The following is a 21,940-nucleotide window of genomic DNA, read 5'->3' as shown; positions in this document are numbered from 1 at the left end:
GACATGTCTCGCAGCATCAATCTCGCAGTGATCCCCGGTGACGGCATCGGCCAGGAAGTCGTGGCCGAAGGCCTCAAGGTCCTCTCCGCCGTCCTTCCGCAGGATGTGAAGCTGGAGACCAAGGAGTACGACTTCGGCGCCAAGCGTTACCACGCCACCGGTGAGACGCTCACCGACGCCGACCTCGACGCGCTGAAGCAGCACGACGCCATTCTGCTCGGCGCCATCGGCGACCCGTCGGTCCCGTCCGGCGTGCTCGAGCGCGGCTTCCTGCTCAAGCTCCGCTTCGCCTTCGACCACCACGTCAACCTGCGTCCGTCGAAGCTGCTCCCGGGCGTCGCCACGCCGCTGGCCGGCCAGCCGGAGATCGACTTCGTCGTCGTCCGCGAGGGCACCGAGGGCCCCTACACGGGCAACGGCGGCACCATCCGCAAGGGCACGCCGCACGAGGTCGCCACCGAGGTCTCCGTGAACACGGCCTTCGGTGTCGAGCGCGTGGTCCGCGACGCCTTCGCCCGCGCCCAGGCCCGCCCGCGCAAGAAGCTCACGCTGGTCCACAAGAACAACGTGCTGACCTTCGCCGGGCACCTGTGGACGAACATCTTCAACAAGGTGGCCGAGGAGTACCCCGAGGTCGCCACCGACTACATCCACGTCGACGCGGCGACGATCTACCTCGTCACCCAGCCCGAGCGGTTCGACGTCATCGTCACCGACAACCTCTTCGGCGACATCATCACCGACCTCGCCGCGGCCGTCTCCGGCGGCATCGGCGTCGCCGCCTCCGGCAACATCAACCCGAGCGGCGAGTTCCCGTCCATGTTCGAGCCGGTCCACGGCTCGGCCCCGGACATCGCCGGCCAGGGCAAGGCCGACCCCTCCGCCACGGTTCTGTCCGTCGCCCTCCTGCTGCGCCACCTCGGCTACGAGACCGAGGCCGCCCGCATCGAGGACGCCGTCTCCGCCGACCTCGCGGAGCGCGGCCGGCTGCCCGCCCGCAGCACGTCCGAGATCGGCGACGCCCTCTCCGTACGAGTAGCCGGCTGACCCGCGCCACTCGAAACCTTTCGAAGCCGCCGGGTCACTCCAGCACCCGGCGGCTTCCCCATGTCCCCGCCCGGGTGCCACCATCGACCCCTGGGCCGCATTCACCCCGATTCCTTCCGCCGTCGCCCCCGGGCGATAATCGAACACGGAGCCGCGGTATGAGGGAATGCTCGGACGTCCTAACACTGGCCACCGGCCGTGCGGGCGTGAGCGCGGCCCGTCACTACAACCGGTGAAGGACAAGCACCCATGACGACGCCCACGATCGAGCTCAAGCCCTCCGCCCGCCCGCTCCCCGCCGCCGAGCGGGAGGCGATCCTGGCCAGCCCCGGCTTCGGCCGCCACTTCACGGACCACATGGTGACCGTCAAGTGGACCGAGGGCCGGGGCTGGCACGACGGCCAGCTCGTTCCGTACGCGCCGATCCCCCTCGACCCGGCGACCAACGTCCTGCACTACGCCCAGGAGATCTTCGAGGGCCTGAAGGCCTACCGTCGCCCCGACGGCTCGGTCGCCACCTTCCGCCCGGACCAGAACGCCAAGCGCTTCCAGCGCTCCGCCAAGCGCCTGGCCATGCCCGAGCTGCCGGTCGAGACGTTCATCGAGGCCTGTGACGTCCTGGTCCAGCAGGACAAGAACTGGGTGCCCGCGCACGGCGGCGAGGAGTCCCTCTATCTGCGCCCGTTCATGATCGCGACCGAGGTCGGTCTGGGTGTGAAGCCCGCCAACGAGTACCTCTTCATCGTCATCGCCTCCCCGGCGGGCGCCTACTTCCCGGGCGGTGTGAAGCCGGTCTCCATCTGGGCGTCCGAGGACCGCGTCCGCGCCGTCCCCGGCGGCATGGGCGACGCCAAGACGGGCGGCAACTACGCGGCCTCCCTGCTCGCCCAGGCCGAGGCTGCCGCCCAGGGCTGCGACCAGGTCTGCTACCTCGACGCGGTCGAGCACAAGTGGGTCGAGGAACTCGGCGGCATGAACCTGTACTTCGTGTACGGCGACCGCATCGTCACCCCCACCCTCACCGGCTCCATCCTGGAGGGCGTCACCCGTGACTCCCTGCTGACCGTCGCCCGCGACCTCGGTTACGCGTCCGAGGAGGGCCGCGTCTCCATCGACCAGTGGCAGACCGACTCCGAGAACGGCACCCTGACCGAGGTCTTCGCCTGCGGCACCGCCGCCGTCATCACCCCGGTCGGCACGGTCAAGCGGGCAGGCGCCGAGTGGAAGCAGTCCGACGGCGAGCCCGGCAAGGTCACCCTCAGGCTCCGCCAGGCCCTCCTCGACATCCAGCGCGGCATCGCCGAGGACAAGCACGGCTGGATGCACCCGCTGGGATAATCGAACTCCGGCATTCGTTCGACGCGTATCGCCTCCCCCGTGCGGGTGTCTCCTGCGTCCACGGGGGAGGGAGCATGCGTGAGCGGACGGTCTCCCATGCCACGACTGCGCCGGCGGATGCGGACGTTACGGACCCCGCGCCGGCCGCAGAGTCCCACCGTGCCGGCGCTGTCACCGCCGTAGCGGGCCTGCTGCTGTGGCGGGCCTCGCCGGCGCGCTGATCACCGGGGGCGACCCGCTGGTGACGAGCACGGACGCGCTGCGCCGCTACGTCGAGCCGCTGCTGGAGATCGACACGATCCGCTCGGTGCGGATCGGCACCAAGTCGCTCGCCTTGCGGCCGTACCGCTTCACGGCCGACCGGGACGCCGACGATCTGCTGCGGCTCTTCGAGCAGGTGGTGGCGAGCGGCCGAATCCTCGCGCTGATGGCCCACTTCACGTACCCGAAGGAGCTCCGCCCGCCCGTCGTGCGGGAGGCGCCGCGCCGGGTGCGGGACACCGGCCCGCAGGGCTGCTTCGGGGTGCCGCGGGCGCGCGGGCACGCCACCTTCCGCGACGCCCACGCCCGGGTCTCCGGCCTCGCCCGCACCGTCCGCGGCCCGGACCTGGTCGACCGTTCTTCGCGGCCTACGGCGAGGGCGCGACCGGTTCACGGACCTGAAACCCGCGTTCGGGGCCGGCCGGTTCCCGCCGGGGCTCGAGGCGGGCTGACTACAGTCCGCTGCCGGCGCGCGCCGGTTCCTTCGCCGCCTTCGCACGCACCGACGGCTGCCGGGGCGTGAGCGTCAGGAAGACCAGGCCTCCTGTGAGGCCCGACAGGAGGAAGGAGCAGTCGACTCCACCGGTCAGTGACAGCAGCGGGCCCTCGTACGACGGCAGGGAGACGGCGAGCAGGCCGACCGCGGCGCCCACCGCCCAGGACACCGTCGCCGGGATGTTCCAGCCGGAGCGGTACCAGTAGATCCCGCCCCGGGAGCGGCGGTTGAAGACCTGGAGGGCGTCCGGGTCGTAGACGCCCCGGCAGCGGGCGAAGCCGATCAGCGTGATGACCGCCCACGGGGTGCCGATGGCGGTGAGCAGCAGGACGAAGGACGTCATCGCGGACTGCGCGTTCCAGGCGTAGTGCCCGGCGAAGACACAGACGGTGGCGACCACGGCGACCGTGTAGGTGGCCCGGGCGCGGGAGGCGCGGGGCAGGATCGCGTCCAGGTCGAGGCCCATGGAGTACAGCATCAGACCCGCGTTGCCGACCGAGCCCGCGGAGGCGGAGATCAGGAGGGGGACGAGGTACCAGGCGGGGGAGGCCGCGACCAGAGGGCCCGCGTAGTCCGCCGCCGCCCGTGCCGCGTACGCCGTGAAGGTGCCGAACAGCTGGGGGACCAGCAGGCCGAGGACGAGGCCGAGCCAGGTGGCGTGCAGGACCCGGCGGGAGGCGTGGCGGGCGGGGGAGATGTAGCGGGTGTAGTCGCCGAGGAGGGTGATGAAGGCGATGGGGCCGGACAGGCCTGCGGCGACCGTCGCCAGGAACCACGTCGGCCAGAAGCCGCCGAGCAGATAGCCGCCCGTCTCCGGGAGCGCGGCCGTGGTGAAGTGCGGGGCGTAGGCGATCACGCCGAGCGCCAGCAGGGTCGTCATGCCGATCGCGAGGGCACGGGACATGGCGAGCAGCACCCGGTAGCCGTAGACCGCGCCGGCGACCGTCGCCGCGGCGAGCAGCGCGTAGACGACGGCGTACGATCCGTCGCCCGCCGGCAGGCCGAACAGACGGCCCAGCACGCTCACCATCACGTCCCCGCCGATCCACACGGTCAGCGCGGTGTAGCCGAGGGCCAGGAGCAGGCCGACCACCGAGCCCACGAGCCGGCCGCGGACCCCGAACTGGGCGCCGGAGGACGTGGAGAGGTTCGTCGCCGTGCGCAGGGAGACCAGCGCCAGCGGGGCAGTGAACAGCGTGCCGATCACCGTGCCCGCCACGATCGCGCTCACCGACGCCCACCAGCCGAGCCCGAAGGACGGCGGCAGCCAGCCGAAGATGATCACGCCCAGACAGAGGTTGGACCCCAGCAGGATCGAGACGAGGTCGCGCGGACCGCTGGTCCGCTCCTCGTCCGGGATGGTGTCGACCCCGCGCTGTTCGATCGGCATGGCTGGTCTCCTTCGACGGCCGCCAGATGGTTTGAGCGACGTTCAATGTGGCGTGCCCGACTGCATCCGTCAATGCCTCCGCTGCGTCCGTCGTGCCAGCGCTTCGTTCGTCAATGCTTCTGATTGCGGAAACCTCGGTTTAGAGTGATGCTCTAATCTGCTGGAAGCAAGGAGGTGCCGCGTCATGAGACTGACCCCGACGGAACGTGACCGGCTGCTGCTCTTCGGAGCCGCCGAGCTGGCCCGCGCCCGCCGTGCCCGCGGACTGCGGCTGAACGTGCCGGAGGCCACCGCGCTCATCGCGGACACCGTCTGCGAGGCCGCCCGGGACGGCGCCAGGCTCGCCGAGGCCATCGAGCGTGCCCGCGCGGTCCTCGGCCCGGCCGACGTCCTGCCGGGCGTCGCCGACGTCGTCACCGAGGTCCACGTCGAGGCCGTCTTCGACGACGGCTCACGGCTCGCGGTCGTCACCGACCCGATCGGGGGAGGGCTGGGCGAGGACGGCCCGGGCGCGCTGCTGCCGGGGCCCGAGCACGCCGAGCCCGAGCCGGTGGTACGGCTGACGGTCACCAACACCGCGACCGTGCCCGTCTCCGTCACCTCGCACTTCCACTTCTTCGAGGCCAACCCACGGCTCGACTTCGCCCGCGCCGCCGCCTACGGGATGCGGCTCGCCGTACCCGCCGGGTCGTCCGTGCGGTTCGGGCCGGGGGAGAGCGTCGAGGTCGGCCTTGTGCCGATCGGGGGCGAGCGGATCGCGATCGGCTTCGCCGGGCTCGCCGACGGCCCGCTGGACGCCCCGGGGGCCCGGGAAGAGGCCCTGCGCAGGGCCGCCGCCTGCGGATATCTGGGAGCAGAGCTGTGAATCCGTACGAGTACGCCGCCACCCACGGCCCCCGGGCCGGCGACCGGGTCCGCCTCGGCGACTCGGGCCTCACCATCCGCGTGGAGTCCGACGCCCAGCGGTACGGCGACGAGTTCCTGGCCGGCTTCGGCAAGACCGCCCGGGACGGGCTGCACCTCAAGGCCGCCGCCGTCCGCGAGACCTGTGACGTCGTGATCAGCAACGTCGTCGTGATCGACGCGGCGCAGGGCATCCGGAAGGTCTCCATCGGCATCCGCGAGGGGCGCATCTGCGCGATCGGGCGGGCCGGGAACCCCGACACCCTCGACGGGGTCGACGTCGTCGTCGGCACGGGCACGTCCATCGTGTCCGGCGAGGGGCTGATCGCCACCGCCGGTGCCGTCGACACGCATGTCCACCTGTTGTCCCCGCGCGTCATGGAGGCCTCGCTGGCCTCCGGCGTGACCACGATCATCGGGCAGGAGTTCGGGCCGGTGTGGGGGGTCGGCGTCAACTCGCCCTGGGCGCTGCGGCACGCGTTCAACGCCTTCGACGCCTGGCCGGTCAACATCGGCTTCCTGGGGCGCGGCTCGTCGTCCCACTCCGCGCCCCTCGTCGAGGCCCTCGCCGAGGGCGGTGCGTCCGGCTTCAAGGTGCACGAGGACATGGGCGCCCACACCCGCGCCCTGGACACGGCGCTGCGGGTCGCCGAGGAGCACGACGTCCAGGTCGCCCTGCACAGCGACGGACTGAACGAGTGCCTGTCCGTCGAGGACACCCTGCGCGTCCTCGAGGGCCGTACGATCCACGCCTTCCACATCGAGGGCTGCGGCGGCGGACATGTGCCGAACGTGCTGAAGATGGCGGGCGTGCCGAACGTCATCGGCTCCTCCACCAACCCGACCCTGCCCTTCGGCCGGGACGCGGTCGCCGAGCACTACGGCATGATCGTCTCCGTCCACGACCTGAAGACCGACCTGCCCGGCGACGCCGCCATGGCCCGTGACCGCATCCGCGCCGGGACCATGGGCGCCGAGGACGTGCTGCACGACCTGGGCGCGATCGGGATCACCTCGTCGGACGCGCAGGGCATGGGCCGGGCGGGGGAGACGGTCCGCCGTACCTTCGCGATGGCCGGGAAGATGAAGGCCGAGCTGGGCCCGATGCAGGGCGACGGCGAGGGCGACGACAACGCCCGCGTGCTGCGCTACATCGCCAAGCTGACCATCAACCCCGCCATCGCGCACGGCCTTGCGCACGAGGTCGGCTCGATCGAAGCGGGCAAGCTCGCCGACATCGTGCTGTGGCGCCCGGAGTTCTTCGGCGCCAAGCCGCAGCTCGTCCTGAAGGCCGGCTTCCCGGCGTACGGCGTGGTCGGCGACCCCAACGCGGCCACCGACACCTGCGAGCCCCTGGTGCTGGGCCCGCAGTTCGGGGCGCACGGCGCCACGCCCGCCGACATCTCCGTCGCCTTCGTCGCCCGGGCCGCCGCCGACCAGGGCAACGACTCGATGCCGACGCGCAGAAGGAGGGTCGCCGTCCGCGGTACCCGGGGCATCGGCCCCGCCGATCTGCGCCTCAACTCCCGCACCGGAGCCGTCGACGTGGACCAGCGCACCGGCCTGGTCACCCTCGACGGCGACCCGCTCAGCTCGGAACCCGCCGACTCGGTCTCCCTCAACCGCCTCTACTTCCTCTAAGGACCCGCGACATGACCACCCCCGCAGCCGACGGCTTCCGCATGCCCGCCGAGTGGACCCCGCACGAGCGCACCTGGATGGCGTGGCCCGGCCCCAACCCCACCTTCGACGACCCGGACGACCTCGCCCTTTCCCGGATCGCCTGGGCGACGGTGGCCCGCGCCGTCCTCCACTTCGAGCCGGTGACGGTCGTGTGCGGCCCCGGCCAGTCGGCGGACGCACAGACGCACCTCGGGCCGGGCGTCGACACCGTCGAGCGCGACCTCGACGACGCCTGGATGCGCGACATCGGTCCCACCTTCCTGACCAACGACAACGGTGAACTCGCCGCCGTTAACTGGACGTTCAACGGCTGGGGCGCCCAGAGCTGGGCCCGCTGGGAGCACGACGAGAAGATCGCCTCGTTCGTCTCCGACCTCGCGGGGGCGCGGACGTACGCCTCCAGGCTGATCAACGAGGGCGGCGCGATCCATGTCGACGGCGAGGGGACGGTGCTGCTGACGGAGACGGTCCAGCTCGGCCCCGAGCGCAACCCGGGCTGGTCGCGCGAGGAGGTCGAGGCCGAGATCCACGCCCACCTCGGCACCCGCAAGGCGATCTGGCTGCCCCGCGGCCTCACCGGCGACTACCCCCCGCACGGCTTCGGCACCCTCGGCCATGTCGACATCGTCGCCGCGTTCGCCCGCCCGGGCGTCGTGGTCGCCCACCACCAGCCGGACCCGGCGCACCCCGACCACGAGGTGACGAAGGAGGCGATCGGCATCCTGCGCGCCCAGACGGACGCGCGCGGCCGCCGGCTGGAAGTCGTCGAGGTGGCCGCCCCGACCGTCCTGGAGGCCGACGGCCACTGGGCCGACTACTCCTACATCAACCACTACCTCTGCAACGGCGGCGTCGTGCTGTGTGCCTTCGACGACCCGCGCGACGAGCTCGCGGCCGGGATCTTCCGCCGTCTCTTCCCGGAGCGGACGGTGACACTGGTGGACGCCCGTACGATCTTCTCCGGTGGCGGTGGCATCCACTGCATCACCCAGCAGCAGCCGAAGGTCTGACATCACAGGAGCAGCAGATGGCCGGTGCGGCCCGTGCGCGCAAGAACGCGCCGCCGCGCGAGGAGGTCCTCGCCGCCGCCATGGACATGATCGCCGAGCGCGGTCTGGAGAAGCTCACCATGGCGGCGCTGGGCCGTGCGGTCGGCATGAGCAGCGGCCATCTCCTGTACTACTTCCGCTCCAAGGACGAACTCCTGCTCCAGGCCCTGGAGTGGAGCGAGGGCAGACTGGGCGCCGAGCGCGGCCGGCTGCTCATGCGCGGGGCCCCGGCCCCAGAGCGCCTGGACGCCTATGTGGACCTGTACATCCCCGACGGCCACCGCGATCCGCACTGGACCCTGTGGCTGGAGGTCTGGAACCGCTCGCAGAACGCCGCCGACGACGCCCGCGACCGCCAGGCCGCCATCGAGGGCGCCTGGCACCGCGACCTGGTCGCCCTGCTCGCGGAGGGCATCTCGCGCGGCGAGTTCCGTCCCGTCGACGCCGACCGCTTCGCCGCCCGGCTGCGCGCCCTGCTCGACGGCTTCTCCATCCATGTCGCGGTCGGGCTGCGCGGCACGGACCGGGAGCAGATCATGACGCATGTGCGCGAGTTCATCGCCGACGCCCTCCTGGCCCCCGGCGCCTGACGCCGCCCGTAACAGGACATGAAAGACGAGCGGGACGCTTCGTACGTACCGCATCCTGAGACAACCGGTGAGCCGGGGGCGGGGCTGTGCCAGACTGCCCCCGTGCTCACGTTCGCCATGATTATTGGCAGCAGGCGCGCCGGTCCGCAGTGACCACCACGTACGACCAGGTACGGGTGGCCACCGTCGTCCTGGACCCGCGCGCAGACCTCTCGCACCCGCGAGGGGTTTTTTCGTTTTCCTGGCCCACCTTCAGCCGGGGGCGGAGCGCGAGGGAGTATGGAGGGACGGTGGAGCCGGTCATTCCGGTAAGACCGAGATTCAACACAGGAGCCTTGAGACCATGACCGCAACCAGCGAGCTCGACGATTCGTTCCACGTCTTCGACACCACGCTGCGCGACGGCGCGCAGCGCGAGGGCATCAACCTCACCGTCGCGGACAAGCTCGCCATCGCACGGCACCTGGACGACTTCGGCGTGGGCTTCATCGAGGGCGGCTGGCCCGGGGCCAACCCGCGGGACACCGAGTTCTTCGCCCGCGCCCAGCAGGAGATCCACTTCAAGAACGCCCAGCTGGTCGCCTTCGGCGCCACCCGCCGGGCGGGCGCGAAGGCTGCGGACGACCCGCAGGTCAAGGCGCTGCTGGAGTCCGGCGCCCCGGTGATCACCCTGGTCGCCAAGTCGCACGACCGTCATGTCGAACTGGCGCTGCGCACCACGCTCGACGAGAACCTGGAGATGGTCCGGGACACCGTCTCCCACCTGCGCGAGCAGGGCCGCCGCGTCTTCGTCGACTGCGAGCACTTCTTCGACGGCTACCGGGCCAACCCCGAGTACGCGAAGGCGGTCGTCCGCGCGGCCTCGGAGGCCGGCGCCGACGTGGTCATCCTCTGCGACACCAACGGCGGCATGCTCCCGGCCCAGGTCCAGGCCGTGGTCTCGACGGTCCTCGCGGACACCGGCGCCCGACTCGGCATGCACGCCCAGGACGACACCGGCTGCGCGGTGGCCAACACCCTCGCGGCGGTGGACGCGGGCGCCACCCATGTGCAGTGCACGGCGAACGGCTACGGCGAGCGCGTCGGCAACGCCAACCTCTTCCCGGTCGTGGCGGCGCTGGAGCTGAAGTACGGCAAGAAGGTCCTGCCGGAGGGCCGGCTCCGCGAGATGACCCGCATCTCGCACGCCATCGCCGAGGTCGTCAACCTCACTCCCTCCACCCATCAGCCGTATGTGGGCGTCTCCGCCTTCGCGCACAAGGCGGGCCTGCACGCCTCCGCGATCAAGGTCGACCCGGACCTGTACCAGCACATCGACCCCGAGCAGGTCGGCAACACCATGCGGATGCTGGTCTCCGACATGGCGGGCCGCGCCTCGGTCGAGCTCAAGGGCAAGGAGCTCGGCGTCGACCTGGGCGGCGACCGCGAACTGGTCGGCCGGGTGGTCGAGCGCGTGAAGGAGCGCGAGCTTCAGGGCTACACGTACGAGGCGGCGGACGCGAGCTTCGAGCTGCTGCTGCGCGAGGAGGTCGAGGGCAAGCCCTTCAAGTACTTCGAGGTCGAGTCCTGGCGCGCCATCGTCGAGGACCGCCCCGACGGCACCCACGCCAACGAGGCCACGGTCAAGCTCTGGGCCAAGAGCGAGCGCATCGTCGCCACGGCGGAGGGCAACGGCCCGGTCAACGCCCTGGACCGGGCCCTGCGCGTCGGCCTGGAGAAGATCTACCCCCAGCTCGCCAAGCTCGACCTCGTCGACTACAAGGTCCGCATCCTGGAGGGCGTGCACGGCACCCAGTCCACCACCCGGGTGCTGATCTCCACCTCCGACGGCACGGGCGAGTGGTCCACGGTGGGCGTCGCGGAGAACGTCATCGCCGCCTCCTGGCAGGCCTTGGAGGACGCCTACACGTACGGCCTGCTGCGGGCCGGCGTGGAGCCCGCCCGGTAACCGGCCCTCAGCAGGAGTCCTCGGCGAGTCTCCCGAACTCGCCGAGGCTCATCGCCCGGCCGTCGGCCCAGACCTGGCCGGGCTTCAGCCGGGCGATCTCCGCGGTGGTGAAGTCGACGATCCCGTTGTAGGAGTCGCCGGCGACGTAGTGGCCGAAGGTCAGCGAGTAGCGATGCTCCGGCAGCAGCTGCTGCGCGCCCCGGTGCCGGGCCCGCCAGGCGTCCGGCGGCGAGAAGAGCGGGAACTCGGCGTCCCCGTTCAGCTTCTCCTTGCGCACGTCCCACCCGGTGGTGACCGGCCCGTCCTCGGCACCCTTCGCCCACCCGTCGAGCGACGGCGTCCGGTAGTCGTCGTCCCCGCAGGGCCGGATCAGCGCGTACGGCACCGCGTCCGCCCCCATCCGGACCCCGGCGAGCGGCAGATCGACGGCGGTACACCCGCTGAGCAGCAGCGCCCCGGCGACGGCCCCCACGACGGCGGCGGTCCGCCGCCTCAGCACCGCCACCGCACCGACCACCGACGCACCCGAACGCCTCATGTCCCGTCCCCCTCATGGACGGGACACGGCCCGTCCTACTGCAACCGCCATTTCTGGTTGGTGGCTCCGGTGCACGACCAGATCTGCGCCCGTGCCCCGTTCGCCGACGAGTTGTCCGTCACGTCGAGGCACTTGTTCGCCGCCGTATTCAGGACATCACCGGTGGAGGAGTTGTACGACCACCGTTGGGCACCGGTCCCATTGCAGTCGTACAACTGCACCTTCGCCCCGTCGGCGGTCGAGCCCGACGTCACGTCGAGGCACTTGCCGAGTGCCCTGACCGAACCGTCGGCCGTCACGGTCCACTGCTGTGCCGCGGTGGCGTTGCAGTCGTAGAGCTGCACCGCCGTACCGTTGGCGCTGGAAGCGCCCGCCACGTCCAGGCACTTGCCCGCGAGCCCGACGAACGCTCCGGACCGGTCACCCCCGCCCGACTGCGTGCCGGACCAGGTGAAGGTGGCCGACGTCTTCCCGGGCAGCGAGTAAGTCGCGTGCTGCGAACCCCAGTTGATCGTGACCGTCTTCGCGGCGGACGCGTCGTTGTAGGCGATCAGCGCCTTCGAACCGTCCGGGTTGCGCCAGGCCACGTTCGGCACGGACGAAGACGCCGTGGACGCGATCCGCTGCGCGCCCGGCCGTACGAACTTCGTCAGGTGGCCCATCGTGTAGTACTCGACCGTGAAGTCGACCGTCCCGCTCTGCGCGTCCCCGTTGTGCACGGTGATCAGCCCGGTGCAGGTGCCGCAACCCCCGTTGTGCGGGCCCTTGTTCTGGTCCACCGCCAGCGACCACTTCGTCACCGACTTCGCCCAGTTCCGGGTGTAGTCCACGATGTTGAGCATGTCCTCGCGCTGCTGGTCGGCGATCCAGGTGCCGCCGGAGTGCTCGGTGCCGAAGGCGTCCAGCGAGGGGTACTGGTTGTGGACGGACGTCTGCCTGGTGACGTCACCGCCGTAGCCGTGCCAGGCGATCCCGCCGAAATTGGGGTGGTTGCGGATCGCCGGGTCGTCGACCGACTGGGCGGCGTAGGAGTCGTAGACGTCCCAGTTCCAGTCGTGCGCCAGCACCTTGGTCTTCAGCCCCGCCGACTGGAGCTTCGGCAGCAGCTCGCTCTTCATGAAGTACGCCAGGCCACTCGCGTTCCAGCTCATCGACGGGTAGCCGGAACAGCAGGTCGGTTCGTTCTGCGGGGTCACGTACGAGACGTCGACGCCCTGGTCCCGGTACGCCTGGAGGTACTTCACGAAGTACGAGGCGTACGCCCCGTAGTCCTCCGCCTTCAGCCAGCCCCCGTTGAGCGAGCCGCTGTCCTTCATCCAGGCCGGTGCCGTCCAGGGCGAGGCCATCACGGTCAGGGACGGGTTCAGCTGGAGCGCCTGCTTCGTCAGCGGGACGACGTCCGCGAGGTCGTGCGCGATCGAGAACTCGGCCAGGGAGGGGTCCGTCTGCCCGGCCGGCACGTCGTCGTAGGTGTATCCGTACCGCGCCAGGTCCGAGGCGCCCATCGGATTGCGCAGGAACGACAGCCCGATCCCGTCCGTCGGCGAGAACAGCTTCCGCATCGTCGCGTCCCGGGTCGACTGCGACAGCGCCCCGCTGCCGTTCATCAGCCAGGCCGCGGTGTCCGTGAAGGACGCGCCGCCCCCGGTGAAGGTCTGGTAGCGGGTGTTCTCGTCGACGGTGATGTTCTCGCCGCCGCCTCCGGCGCCGGACTGGAAGGCGAACGGCGTCTGTGCCTGGAGCCCGCGGACCACGTGGCGGCCGGCGTCGTCGTCGGTGGTGGTCAGCCAGGCGGTGACCTGCTCGCCGGCCGCGTGCGCGGGGGGCACGGCCGCGGTGAAGCCCGCCGCCGTGAGCAGTCCGGCCAGCAGGAGCCGGACCGCGGGAGGGGTTCTTCTCATGCTGCGCAACCCTTCTCGTGGGGGACAACAAGCCTGTTGCAGAGGGGATTTGGACCCGAATCCGCGCTGACGTGGCGTCTTGACGGGTTTCCGGGGCGCTAGTTAACTCATGACGTGAGCTAAGTCATGAGTGAACCACGAGAGCCGAGGGAAGGTCCATGCGAAGAACCGCCCTGCTCGCCTCCGCGGGTCTGCTGACCGCGCTTCTACCGCTCGCGTCGGCCCACGCGGCCGACGATCCCCCGCCCGTCCCCGTCGACCGCTTCGAGGGCGAGGTCCCCTTCGCCTCCCAGCCCGCCGAGGGCATCTTCACCTGGGGCAGCGACAGCGACGACCCGCCCGCCCTCTCCCTCGCCGACCGCACCGACGCCCCCGAGGGCACCAAGGTCCTCTCCGGCACGTACGACATCAGCGGCTACGGCGGCTTCACCCACGACTTCGCCGCGAACCAGCCCGCCCACGACTGGTCCGCCCACAAGGGCATCCGCTTCTGGTGGGACGGCCGGAACAACGGGAAGAAGATCGCCTTCGAGATCAAGGACGGCGGTGTCAACGGCGAGGCCTCGGAGCTCTGGACCACCTCCTTCACCGACGACTTCACCGGCTGGAAGCAGATCGAGATCCGCTTCACCGACTTCGTCTACCGCACGGACTACCAGCCCGTCGGCGGCATCGACCACGTCCTCGGACTGACGCGGATGTGGGGGTACGCCCTCACGCTCCCGGTCGGCGTGCACGACCGATTCGCCATGGACGACGTCGAGTTGTACGGGAGGGCCGACCAGTCCCTGCGCGCCTCCGTCACCACCGACTCCGCCGTCTACCCGGTCCGCGAAGGCGACACGGCCACCGTCGAGGTCACCGTCGCCACCACCGGCTCCGCCCCCCTCGACGAACCCGTGACCGTCGCGTACGAGACGGCATCGACCGGAAGCGCCGACCCCGGCAGGGACTACACCCCGGTCTCCGGCACGCTCACCTTCCCGGCGGGCACGGCCTCCGGCACCGCGCAGACCATCCGGGTCCCCACCCTCGAGGACAAGGCGGCCGAGTCCGCCGAGGCGATCCCGCTCAAGCTCACGGTGACCGGCGCCAAGCCGCCCGCCGAGTCCCCGCAGGTCGTCGTCAATGCGCACGGACTGCCGTATCTGGACGCCAAGTTGCCGGTGAAGAAGCGGGTCGCCGATCTCCTCTCCCGCATGTCCCCGGTGGAGAAGGCCGGCCAGATGACCCAGGCCGAGCGCGGTGCCGTGGCGAACGGCGGTGACATCACGACGTACGATCTCGGCTCCCTGCTCTCCGGCGGTGGCTCGACCCCCACGCCCAACACCCCCGAGGCCTGGGCGGAGATGATCGACGGCTTCCAGCTCCGGGCGCAGGCGACCCGCTTCCAGATCCCGCTGATCTACGGCGTCGACGCGGTCCACGGCCACAACAACCTGGCCGGCGCCACGATCATGCCGCACAACATCGGCATCGGCGCGACTCGGGATCCCCGACTCGCCCAGAAGGCGGGCGCGGTGACGGCCGCCGAGGTGCGCGCCACCGGCATCCCCTGGGACTTCGCCCCCTGCCTCTGCGTCACCCGCGACGAACGCTGGGGCCGCTCCTACGAGTCCTTCGGCGAGGACCCGGCGCTGGTCGAGTCCATGGAGACCATCATCCAGGGTCTCCAAGGGCGCGCGAACAGCAAGGACCTGAGCCGGAACGACAAGGTCCTCGCCACCGCCAAGCACTTCGCCGGCGACGGCGGCACCGAGTACGGCTCGTCGACCACGGGGTCGTACAAGATCGACCAGGGCGTCACCAAGGTCACCCGGCAGCAGCTGGAGGCCGTCCACCTGGCGCCGTACCGGACCGCCGTCGACCGGGGCATCGGCACGGTCATGCCCTCCTACTCCTCGCTCGACATCCTCGGCGACGGGCAGGGCCCGGTGAAGATGCACGCCCGCGCCGACATGATCAACGGTGTACTCAAGGGCCGGATGGGCTTCGACGGCTTCGTCATCAGCGACTGGAACGCCATCGACCAGCTCCCCGGCGACTACGGGTCCCACGTCCGCACGGCGGTCGACGCGGGCGTCGACATGATGATGGTGCCGTACTCCTACAAGGACTTCAGCCGGACGCTCGTGGATGAGGTGACGGCCGGCCGGATCAGCGAGAAGCGGATGGACGACGCCGTGTCCCGCATCCTCACCCAGAAGTTCCGCCTCGGCCTCTTCGAGCACCCGTACGCCGACACCAGCGGCGCCGCGCGGATCGGCTCGCCCGAGCACCGGGCGGTCGCCCGCCAGGCCGCCGCCGAGTCCCAGGTGCTCCTGAAGAACGACGGCGGCGTGCTGCCCCTGAAGAAGTCGCAGAAGGTCTACGTCGCCGGTTCCAACGCCGACGACATCGGCAACCAGGCCGGCGGCTGGACGATCACCTGGCAGGGCTCCTCCGGGAACATCATCAAGGGCACGACCGTCCTGCAGGGCCTGCGCAACGCCGGCGGGTCCGTCACCTACTCCAAGGACGCCTCGGCCCCCACGTCCGGCTACGACGTCGGTGTGGTCGTCGTCGGCGAGACCCCGTACGCCGAGGGCGTGGGAGACGTCGGCAACGGACACGACCTGGAGCTGTCCGCCGCCGACAAGGCCGCCGTGGACACGGTGTGCGCGGCCATGAAGTGCGCCGTGCTGATCGTCTCCGGGCGGCCGCAGCTGATCGGCGACCGGCTCGGCGAGATCGACGCGCTGGTCGCGTCCTGGCTGCCGGGCACAGAGGGCGACGGTGTGGCCGACGTGCTGTACGGCAGGCGGCCCTTCACCGGCCGGCTCCCGGTGACCTGGCCCAGGTCCGAGGCCCAGCTGCCGATCAACGTCGGCGACTCGTCGTACGACCCGCAGTTCCCCTACGGCTGGGGGCTCACCACCCTGACCGGGGTCCCGCAGGGCGGCGCGGAGGCGCTGCGGGCGCTCGGGGCCGCGGCCACGGTGGCCGAGAAGGCTGGCGCGGACGGAACGGGGCGCGCGCTGGTGGCCAAGGCGCGGCTGATCGTGCAGAACAAGGTGGGGCAGCGGATCACCGCGGCGATGGCGAAACCGTTCGCCGAAGCGGACCATCTGCTGCTGGCCGGACGCTACGGAGAGGCGGTGCGGGAGCTGACCGAGGCCTATCGGGCGGCCTGAGCGGCAGCTGGGAGGCGCACCTGACGGTGGGCGCCTCCCAGCTGCATATCTGACCATTTTTGGTGGGTTCGGGTAGCTTCGAGTCATGAAGGCCGTCGTACGGACCCGAAGCCCCGCCGGACTGCTGCTGGCCCTGGCGCTCGCCCTTCTCACCGTGCTCGCGCCGGGCGCCTCGGCGGCCACCAATGTCTCGACGATCGCCGAGGCCCTCCGCAAGAACCCCGTGTACGTCGACCCGGCGGCCTCCGGGCAGCTGTCGGCGGCGGACGTGCATGCGCTCGACAAGCAAATCAGTGACGCCGGCAAGCCGCTGTTCATCGCGGTCCTGCCGGCCGGCTACCCCACCCGGAGCCTCTTCACCGACCTGCGGACCGCCACCGGCATCACCGGCCTCTACGCCATCCGCCTCGGCAACGGCTTCGACGCCCGTGCCGACTCCTCGGTCCTGCCGCGAACGGCCGTGCGGAACCTGGTCACCAGCGTCCAGGGTGAGTCCGCCAAGACCCAGCTGACCGACTTCACCGACCGCGCCCTGGCCAACATGGGCGGCAAGGCCCCCGCGTCCTGGGGCTACTCCCGCGGCCACGGCGTTTCCGGCACGGCGCTGATCACGGCCGGTGTCGTGGTGGTGGCGGTCGGCGCGGGCGCGTACGCACTGGTCCGGCGCGGCCGCAGGCGCCACGAGGAGGAGCAGCGGGCCGCCCTGGAGCGGCTGCGTGTGGTGGTCGACGAGGACATCACCGCCTTCGGCGAGGAGCTGGACCGGCTGGACTTCCACCCGGCGGAGGCGGGTGCCGACGACGCGATGCGAGCGGACTACGAGCGCGCGCTGGACGCCTATGAACAGGCGAAGCAGTCCATGGCGGAGGCCCGCAGACCGGAGGACGTCCGGGCCGTCACCCAGGCCCTGGAGGACGGCCGGTTCTCCCTCGCCCAGCTGGCCGCCCGCCGCGAGGGCCGTTCACTGCCCGAGCGCCGTCCGCCGTGCTTCTTCGACCCGCGCCACGGCCCCTCGGTCGCCGACGCGATCTGGACGCCTCCCGGAGGTTCCTCGCGCGAGGTGCCGGTCTGCGCGGCAGACCGGACACGGCTGGCCGACGGCCGCGACCCGGTCGTCCGCGAGGTCGACACCGACTACGGCCGCCGCCCCTACTGGGAGGCGGGCCCGGCCTACGGCCCCTGGGCGGGCGGCTATTTCGGCGGCGGCATCCTGCCGGGACTGCTCGTCGGCACCCTGCTCGGCAGTGCCATGGCCACTCCGTCCTACGCGGCCGACTACGGCGCCGGGTACGGCGACTTCGGCGGGGGCTACGAGGGCGGCGACGTCTCCGGCGCGGACTTCGACCCCAGTGACTTCGGGGGCGGGTTCGGGGACGGCGGGGGCGGGGACTTCGGCGGTGGCGGCGACTTCGGCGGGGGCGGCGGGGACTTCGGCGGAAGTTTCTGAACCGAGGCCCTCACCGGTCCGGCCGCTCAGGCCTCCTCCGGTCCGGGGAGGTCGGCCAGCCGCTCCAGCAGCGCGCCCGCCAGCGCCAGCACGCCCCGCTCGGTCTCGCCGAGGGACGCCAGCGCGGTGGCCAGCCAGGCGTCGCGGTCGGCCATGTCCCGCTCCAGTGCCCGCCGCCCGTGAGCCGTGAGCGTCAGCACCGACCGGCGCCGGTCTTCCGTGCCCGGCTCCCGCGCGATCAGCCCCTCCGTCTCCAGTTCCGCGAAGACCCGGGTGAGCGATTGCGGCCGCTGCCGCTCGGCCGCCGCGATCTCTCCGGGGGCGGCGGAGCCGTGCCGGTGCAGATGCCCGAGGACGGCGAGCTGATTGGGGCTGAGACTCCCGTCCCCGCGCTCCTGACGCAGCCGACGGTTCAGCCGTACGACGCCGCGTCGGACGCGGGCGGCTTCGGAGAGGTCATCCATGACCAAAATCGTACGCCATCCCTTACTGTCTGCGCGGGGAATCCCCCCGTAGCATCGCCCGAGTGACCGCCAAACCAATACGCAATGCGTACGAATCGGCGCTGACGATGACGGCTGTGCTGCTCTGCTGGGCTGCCGCCCTCCGCCTGGAGGGCGCCGCCGGACTGCACACGGACTCCGTCGTCCTCGCGGTCGCCCTGACCCTCACGCTCGCCAGAAGCGGGCGGACGGCCGACACCCGTGAACGGCTCACCGCCCTCGTCCTGCTCCCCGCGGTCGCCGCGGTCTGCGCGCTGGTCGGCCATCTGATCGCCGCGCACTACGCGGTGGGCGCCGCCGTCTTCACCGCCGGCATCTCGCTGCCCATCTGGATCCGCCGCTACGGCCCCGCCGCCACCAGGGCGGGCACGCTCACGACCCTGCCGTTCGTCGCGCTCCTGGTCGTCCCCGGCCCCGCACTGCCGTCCGAGGCGCAGGACGCGCTGGTGAGCTGGGCCTGGTCGGCGCTGATCGGGGTGCTGGCCTGCGGCTGCGTCTGGCTGGTGCAGGCGCTCGCCGACCGGTACGGCCCATGGCCCGCCGAAGCCGCAACCGTTCCCTCCCCACGGCGACCGTCCCGGCTCCGCCCCCGCCCCAGCACCCGTATGGCCGTGCAGATGGCGGTGGCCGTCGCGGCCGCCTTCGCCCTCGGCAGGCTCCTCTTCGACCACCACTGGCCGTGGGCGGTGCTCACCGCGTACGTCGTCGGGAGCGGCAACCATGGCCGAACCGACGTACTGCGCAAGGGAGTCGAGCGCTTCGCCGGAGCCTGCGCGGGCACGCTGCTGGCCACCGGCGTGGCGGCGACGGGGATCACCGGGCACACCGCGGTGGCCGTCATGTTCACCGTCCTGGCCGTGGCCCTGTGGCTGCGGCCCCTCAACTACGCCTACTGGGCAGCCGGCATGACCACCGCCCTGTCCCTGCTCCTTGGCTACTTCGGTCAGGACGCGAGCACCCTGCTCCCCACCCGCCTGGCCGCGATCGCCGTGGGCGCCGCCCTGTCCGTCGCCGCGGCGTGGTGGCTGCTGCCGGTCCCGAAACGCCCTACGACGAGCGCGGCACGACCAGTCCCGACTCGTACGCCATGAGCACCGCCCGAGTGCGGTCCCGCAGCCCCGGCTCGGACAGGACCCGCGGCAGATTCCGACCGATCCGCCCGACCGCGTGTACGGACACGGGCCCGGCGCCTGCGCGGCACCGGACCCGTGGGGGCCGTACGTCGTACTGGGTTCGGTGTGCGTCAGAGCGTGGACGCGGCGGAGGCGATGGCCGAGGCGAAGGTGGAGACCTCGGTGTAGACGCCGGGGGCGTTGGGCCGCGCGCAGCCCATGCCCCAGCTGACGATGCCGACCTGGATCCACTCGCCCGCGCCGTCCCTGCGGAACATGGGGCCGCCGGAGTCGCCCTGGCAGGTGTCGACGCCGCCCGCCGCGTAACCGGCGCAGATCTCCTCGTTGTCGATGAGGCCGCTGTAGCCCCTGTACGAACGACAGGTGGCGTCACTCACGAACGGCACGGTGGCCTTGAGCAGATAGCGCTGCTGGCCGCCGCCCTCGGTGGCGGCGCCCCATCCGGCGATGGTGAAGGTGCCGGTGTTGTTCTCCGCGGACGTGGCGATCTTCAGTGTCGGCAGGTTGATGGGAGCGGCGAGCTTGATGAGCGCCCAGTCCTTGCCGTCGCCGTTGTAGCCGGGAGCCCGGTAGACCTTGGTGGACTTCACCCGGACCCGGCCGCTGGTGGACTGGAGGTCCACGACACCGGCGGTGGCGGTGATGCTGGTGTTGTTGCCGCTCGCGCCCACGCAGTGCGCGGCGGTGAGCACGATCTGCTGTGTGTAGAGCGCGCCGCCACAGCCCATGGAGAGCCGGACCATGAACGGGAACTCGCCCTGTGCGGCTCGGGTTCCACCGACGACGGGCTGCGGTGCGGCCTGCGCGGCCGAGACGGGCTGAAGACTGGCGATCGCGAGGGCGGCGGCGCCGACGACCGCGCATCTCTTGAGTGCCGTGAGGAGTCTCTTCAACGTGATGCCTTCCGTGGGGGGTGAAGGCTGACGTGCCCATGCCACCCTTGCGCAAAGAAGCGATCCTTCTTTGGCATGGGCTGGTCAAATCCTGTTGCTGGATTATGAGAACGCTGTGACCCCACACACAAGTGCCGCGATCCAGCCACGTGGCACGGGTGGCTCCGCTTGTTCAGGACGCGTGGCGCTTGACGACCGGCTTCGGTCGGAGGGCGTAACGCTCGCCGGCGGCATGCCACCAGGTAGGCGGGGAGGGTCCGTTGACGACGACGGAGCTCGGCTGACCGGGGTGCAGCCCGAGCCGCCAGAGGGCACGGGCATCTACGGAAAGGCCGGTCCACCCGTTCCGGTGCCCATTGATCTCACGGCTGCACCAAAGATCGCACCGGATCTCTTCCATCGCGAACGGCATCCAGTCGATGCCGCGTTCACGCAGTCAAGCGCAGAGGGCGGTGATGCCGTGAGGACGCCCCGGCATGTTCTCGAACGACAGGACGTAGACCCAGTCGATCTGCTCAGTCGCGGGTGACGCGGTCAAGGAACTCACTCCAGGTGGAGGGGGAGACGGTGAGGATGCGGCTGTCGGGGGTCTTGGAGTCGCGGATGTGGATGGAGGCGGGGGTGGTGGCGACCTCGACGCAGTTGCCGCCCTCGTTGCTGCTGTGGCTGGACTTGAACCACTCAAGTGCGGTGCTCATAGGTCTCCTAGCAGTCTGTCCAGGAGGCACGCACTCTCGTCCGGAGAGAGGGCCTGTGACCGCAGCATTCCATACTTCAGCTGATAGACGCTCACCTCACCTGGGTCATCGGCCAAGAAGCTGGCGCGCTGCACCTCCAGGTAGACCAATTGCTCGTGGTCAGGCGTCTCCAACAGCAACATTGGTCCTGCCAGGCCGGCGTGCGGCACGCGACCCAAGGGCATGATCTGAAGCCCCACGTGGGCACGGTCGCCGAACTCGCGCAGCTTGCGAATCTGCTCGCGCATGATCTGAGGTCCACCGAGAGCTGTCCGCAAAATGCCTTCCTCCAGGATGAAATGGCCGAACGGCGGTTGCTTGCGCTGCCAGATCTGCTGCCGTTCCATGCGAGAAGCCACCCACTGTTCGGCCGTCTCGTCCTCGAACCGGGGGAAGCGGCAGTCGAAGGACGCGCGGCAGTAGTCCTGGGTCTGGAGGAGGCCAGGGACCATCTGCGTCTCGTACGAGAGGACGCTCACGGCCTCCTGCTCAATATCGACGAGCCCCTGGGCGAACTGCGGCATCCGCTCCCGCACCGGCATCTTCGCCACCAGCACGGCCAATGCGCCGCCCGTACCCAGCAGTTCATCGAACTGATCGGCTCGATCCGGCTGCAGCGCAAGCCGCCCCTGCTCGATCGACCCCACCGTGTCGACGTGCACGCTCGCCAACTCCGCAAACTGCTCCTGCGTATGGTGGGCCCGCTTCCGGAAGTGCGCCACGAGCGCGCCGACCGCCTGCCACGAACCGACCTTCTTGGGCTTCCTCGCCACGTGCATGCGTGGTCCTACCTTTCTAGGCGTGGGTCTGATCTGGTCATTCGTAAGATCGGAAGGCCCAGGGGCTCTGGGTATGGCTGTCATGCGGGCGCCGTTGGCAAGGCTCAAAGGACTTGGCCGCCCGGAGTCCC

The 21,940-nt window shown here is 70.8% G+C and carries 18 protein-coding genes; 11 read left to right on the top strand and 7 right to left on the bottom strand.

All coding sequences use genetic code 11. The annotated features are described in order from the left end of the window. Positions 1-3 precede the first annotated feature (3 nt). The 3 genes from Q8A52_RS40815 (at position 4) to Q8A52_RS40805 (ending at position 3,169) form a co-directional block, all read left to right on the top strand. Complete coding sequence (locus Q8A52_RS40815; RefSeq protein WP_316761624.1) at positions 4-1,047, top strand: 3-isopropylmalate dehydrogenase; 1,044 nt, start codon at positions 4-6, stop codon at positions 1,045-1,047. 249 nt (positions 1,048-1,296) lie between these two features. Beyond that, positions 1,297-2,385 (top strand): branched-chain amino acid aminotransferase, encoded by a 1,089-nt coding sequence (locus Q8A52_RS40810; protein WP_316761621.1) that lies wholly within the window; start codon positions 1,297-1,299, stop codon positions 2,383-2,385. A gap of 196 nt (positions 2,386-2,581) precedes the next feature. Beyond that, complete coding sequence (locus tag Q8A52_RS40805; RefSeq protein WP_316761619.1) at positions 2,582-3,169, top strand: hypothetical protein; 588 nt, start codon at positions 2,582-2,584, stop codon at positions 3,167-3,169. On the opposite strand, the gene Q8A52_RS40800 is transcribed toward Q8A52_RS40805, so the two are convergent. Then, a complete protein-coding gene (locus Q8A52_RS40800) occupies positions 3,099-4,532 on the bottom strand; it encodes a cytosine permease (RefSeq protein WP_316761617.1) in 1,434 nt (477 codons plus the stop codon). The two genes, Q8A52_RS40805 and Q8A52_RS40800, sit on opposite strands and share 71 nt — an antisense overlap. A gap of 184 nt (positions 4,533-4,716) precedes the next feature. Here Q8A52_RS40800 and ureA point away from each other — a divergent pair, with 184 nt between their 5' ends. From ureA to cimA, 5 genes are all read left to right on the top strand, one after another. Beyond that, the gene (gene ureA, locus Q8A52_RS40795; protein WP_316761615.1) at positions 4,717-5,397 is read left to right on the top strand and encodes an urease subunit gamma; all 681 of its coding nucleotides are present in this window, start codon (positions 4,717-4,719) and stop codon (positions 5,395-5,397) included. Further along, positions 5,394-7,076 (top strand): urease subunit alpha, encoded by a 1,683-nt coding sequence (locus Q8A52_RS40790; protein ID WP_408649341.1) that lies wholly within the window; start codon positions 5,394-5,396, stop codon positions 7,074-7,076. The genes ureA and Q8A52_RS40790 overlap by 4 nt, the downstream gene beginning before the upstream one ends. Before the next feature lie 11 nt (positions 7,077-7,087). After that, complete coding sequence (locus Q8A52_RS40785) at positions 7,088-8,128, top strand: agmatine deiminase family protein (RefSeq protein WP_316761613.1); 1,041 nt, start codon at positions 7,088-7,090, stop codon at positions 8,126-8,128. A 17-nt stretch (positions 8,129-8,145) separates the two neighbouring features. After that, complete coding sequence (locus Q8A52_RS40780) at positions 8,146-8,757, top strand: TetR/AcrR family transcriptional regulator (RefSeq protein WP_316761611.1); 612 nt, start codon at positions 8,146-8,148, stop codon at positions 8,755-8,757. Between the two features lie 343 nt (positions 8,758-9,100). Then, entirely contained in the window at positions 9,101-10,705 is a 1,605-nt protein-coding gene (gene cimA, locus Q8A52_RS40775) for a citramalate synthase (RefSeq protein ID WP_316761608.1), read from the top strand. Between the two features lie 7 nt (positions 10,706-10,712). On the opposite strand, the gene Q8A52_RS40770 is transcribed toward cimA, so the two are convergent. Together Q8A52_RS40770 and Q8A52_RS40765 are read right to left on the bottom strand one after the other, a co-directional pair. Then, positions 10,713-11,243: a hypothetical protein gene (locus Q8A52_RS40770; RefSeq protein ID WP_316761607.1), complete on the bottom strand. Its 531-nt coding sequence runs from the start codon at positions 11,241-11,243 to the stop codon at positions 10,713-10,715. Between the two features lie 35 nt (positions 11,244-11,278). Next, entirely contained in the window at positions 11,279-13,144 is a 1,866-nt protein-coding gene (locus Q8A52_RS40765; RefSeq protein ID WP_316761604.1) for a ricin-type beta-trefoil lectin domain protein, read from the bottom strand. Positions 13,145-13,302: 158 nt separating this feature from the next. Here Q8A52_RS40765 and Q8A52_RS40760 point away from each other — a divergent pair, with 158 nt between their 5' ends. Together Q8A52_RS40760 and Q8A52_RS40755 are read left to right on the top strand one after the other, a co-directional pair. Next, complete coding sequence (locus Q8A52_RS40760; protein WP_316761601.1) at positions 13,303-16,317, top strand: glycoside hydrolase family 3 protein; 3,015 nt, start codon at positions 13,303-13,305, stop codon at positions 16,315-16,317. A gap of 85 nt (positions 16,318-16,402) precedes the next feature. Then, a complete protein-coding gene (locus Q8A52_RS40755) occupies positions 16,403-17,764 on the top strand; it encodes a hypothetical protein (protein ID WP_316761598.1) in 1,362 nt (453 codons plus the stop codon). A gap of 26 nt (positions 17,765-17,790) precedes the next feature. Here Q8A52_RS40755 and Q8A52_RS40750 read toward each other — a convergent pair whose 3' ends face one another. Continuing rightward, positions 17,791-18,228 (bottom strand): MarR family winged helix-turn-helix transcriptional regulator, encoded by a 438-nt coding sequence (locus Q8A52_RS40750; RefSeq protein ID WP_316761596.1) that lies wholly within the window; start codon positions 18,226-18,228, stop codon positions 17,791-17,793. 62 nt (positions 18,229-18,290) lie between these two features. Here Q8A52_RS40750 and Q8A52_RS40745 point away from each other — a divergent pair, with 62 nt between their 5' ends. Beyond that, positions 18,291-19,358 (top strand): FUSC family protein, encoded by a 1,068-nt coding sequence (locus Q8A52_RS40745; RefSeq protein ID WP_316761593.1) that lies wholly within the window; start codon positions 18,291-18,293, stop codon positions 19,356-19,358. 152 nt (positions 19,359-19,510) lie between these two features. Here the strand turns inward: Q8A52_RS40745 and Q8A52_RS40740 are convergent, their stop codons facing one another. From Q8A52_RS40740 to Q8A52_RS40730, 3 genes are all read right to left on the bottom strand, one after another. Further along, positions 19,511-20,293, bottom strand: coding sequence for a S1 family peptidase (locus Q8A52_RS40740; RefSeq protein ID WP_316761590.1), 783 nt, complete (start codon positions 20,291-20,293; stop codon positions 19,511-19,513). A 515-nt stretch (positions 20,294-20,808) separates the two neighbouring features. Then, on the bottom strand, positions 20,809-20,991 hold the full coding sequence (locus Q8A52_RS40735; protein WP_316761587.1) for a DUF397 domain-containing protein: 183 nt from the start codon (positions 20,989-20,991) through the stop codon (positions 20,809-20,811). Next, the gene (locus Q8A52_RS40730) at positions 20,988-21,809 is read right to left on the bottom strand and encodes a helix-turn-helix domain-containing protein (protein ID WP_316761583.1); all 822 of its coding nucleotides are present in this window, start codon (positions 21,807-21,809) and stop codon (positions 20,988-20,990) included. The genes Q8A52_RS40735 and Q8A52_RS40730 overlap by 4 nt, the downstream gene beginning before the upstream one ends. Between the last annotated feature and the right edge of the window lie 131 nt (positions 21,810-21,940).

This window comes from Streptomyces herbicida, assembly GCF_032656585.1.
GTDB lineage: Bacteria > Actinomycetota > Actinomycetes > Streptomycetales > Streptomycetaceae > Streptomyces > Streptomyces herbicida.
Note: the sequence above shows the minus strand (reverse complement) of the source record. Positions and strands in the feature narration are given on the sequence as shown.

Coding starts and splice junctions, on each gene's coding strand:
- Q8A52_RS40815 (WP_316761624.1), top strand. CDS start 4: ATGTCTCGCAGCATCAATCTCGCAGTGATCCCCGGTGACGGCATCGGC.
- Q8A52_RS40810 (WP_316761621.1), top strand. CDS start 1,297: ATGACGACGCCCACGATCGAGCTCAAGCCCTCCGCCCGCCCGCTCCCC.
- Q8A52_RS40800 (WP_316761617.1), bottom strand. CDS start 4,532: ATGCCGATCGAACAGCGCGGGGTCGACACCATCCCGGACGAGGAGCGG.
- ureA (WP_316761615.1), top strand. CDS start 4,717: ATGAGACTGACCCCGACGGAACGTGACCGGCTGCTGCTCTTCGGAGCC.
- Q8A52_RS40785 (WP_316761613.1), top strand. CDS start 7,088: ATGACCACCCCCGCAGCCGACGGCTTCCGCATGCCCGCCGAGTGGACC.
- Q8A52_RS40780 (WP_316761611.1), top strand. CDS start 8,146: ATGGCCGGTGCGGCCCGTGCGCGCAAGAACGCGCCGCCGCGCGAGGAG.
- cimA (WP_316761608.1), top strand. CDS start 9,101: ATGACCGCAACCAGCGAGCTCGACGATTCGTTCCACGTCTTCGACACC.
- Q8A52_RS40770 (WP_316761607.1), bottom strand. CDS start 11,243: ATGAGGCGTTCGGGTGCGTCGGTGGTCGGTGCGGTGGCGGTGCTGAGG.
- Q8A52_RS40765 (WP_316761604.1), bottom strand. CDS start 13,144: ATGAGAAGAACCCCTCCCGCGGTCCGGCTCCTGCTGGCCGGACTGCTC.
- Q8A52_RS40760 (WP_316761601.1), top strand. CDS start 13,303: ATGCGAAGAACCGCCCTGCTCGCCTCCGCGGGTCTGCTGACCGCGCTT.
- Q8A52_RS40755 (WP_316761598.1), top strand. CDS start 16,403: ATGAAGGCCGTCGTACGGACCCGAAGCCCCGCCGGACTGCTGCTGGCC.
- Q8A52_RS40750 (WP_316761596.1), bottom strand. CDS start 18,228: ATGGATGACCTCTCCGAAGCCGCCCGCGTCCGACGCGGCGTCGTACGG.
- Q8A52_RS40735 (WP_316761587.1), bottom strand. CDS start 20,991: ATGAGCACCGCACTTGAGTGGTTCAAGTCCAGCCACAGCAGCAACGAG.
- Q8A52_RS40730 (WP_316761583.1), bottom strand. CDS start 21,809: ATGCACGTGGCGAGGAAGCCCAAGAAGGTCGGTTCGTGGCAGGCGGTC.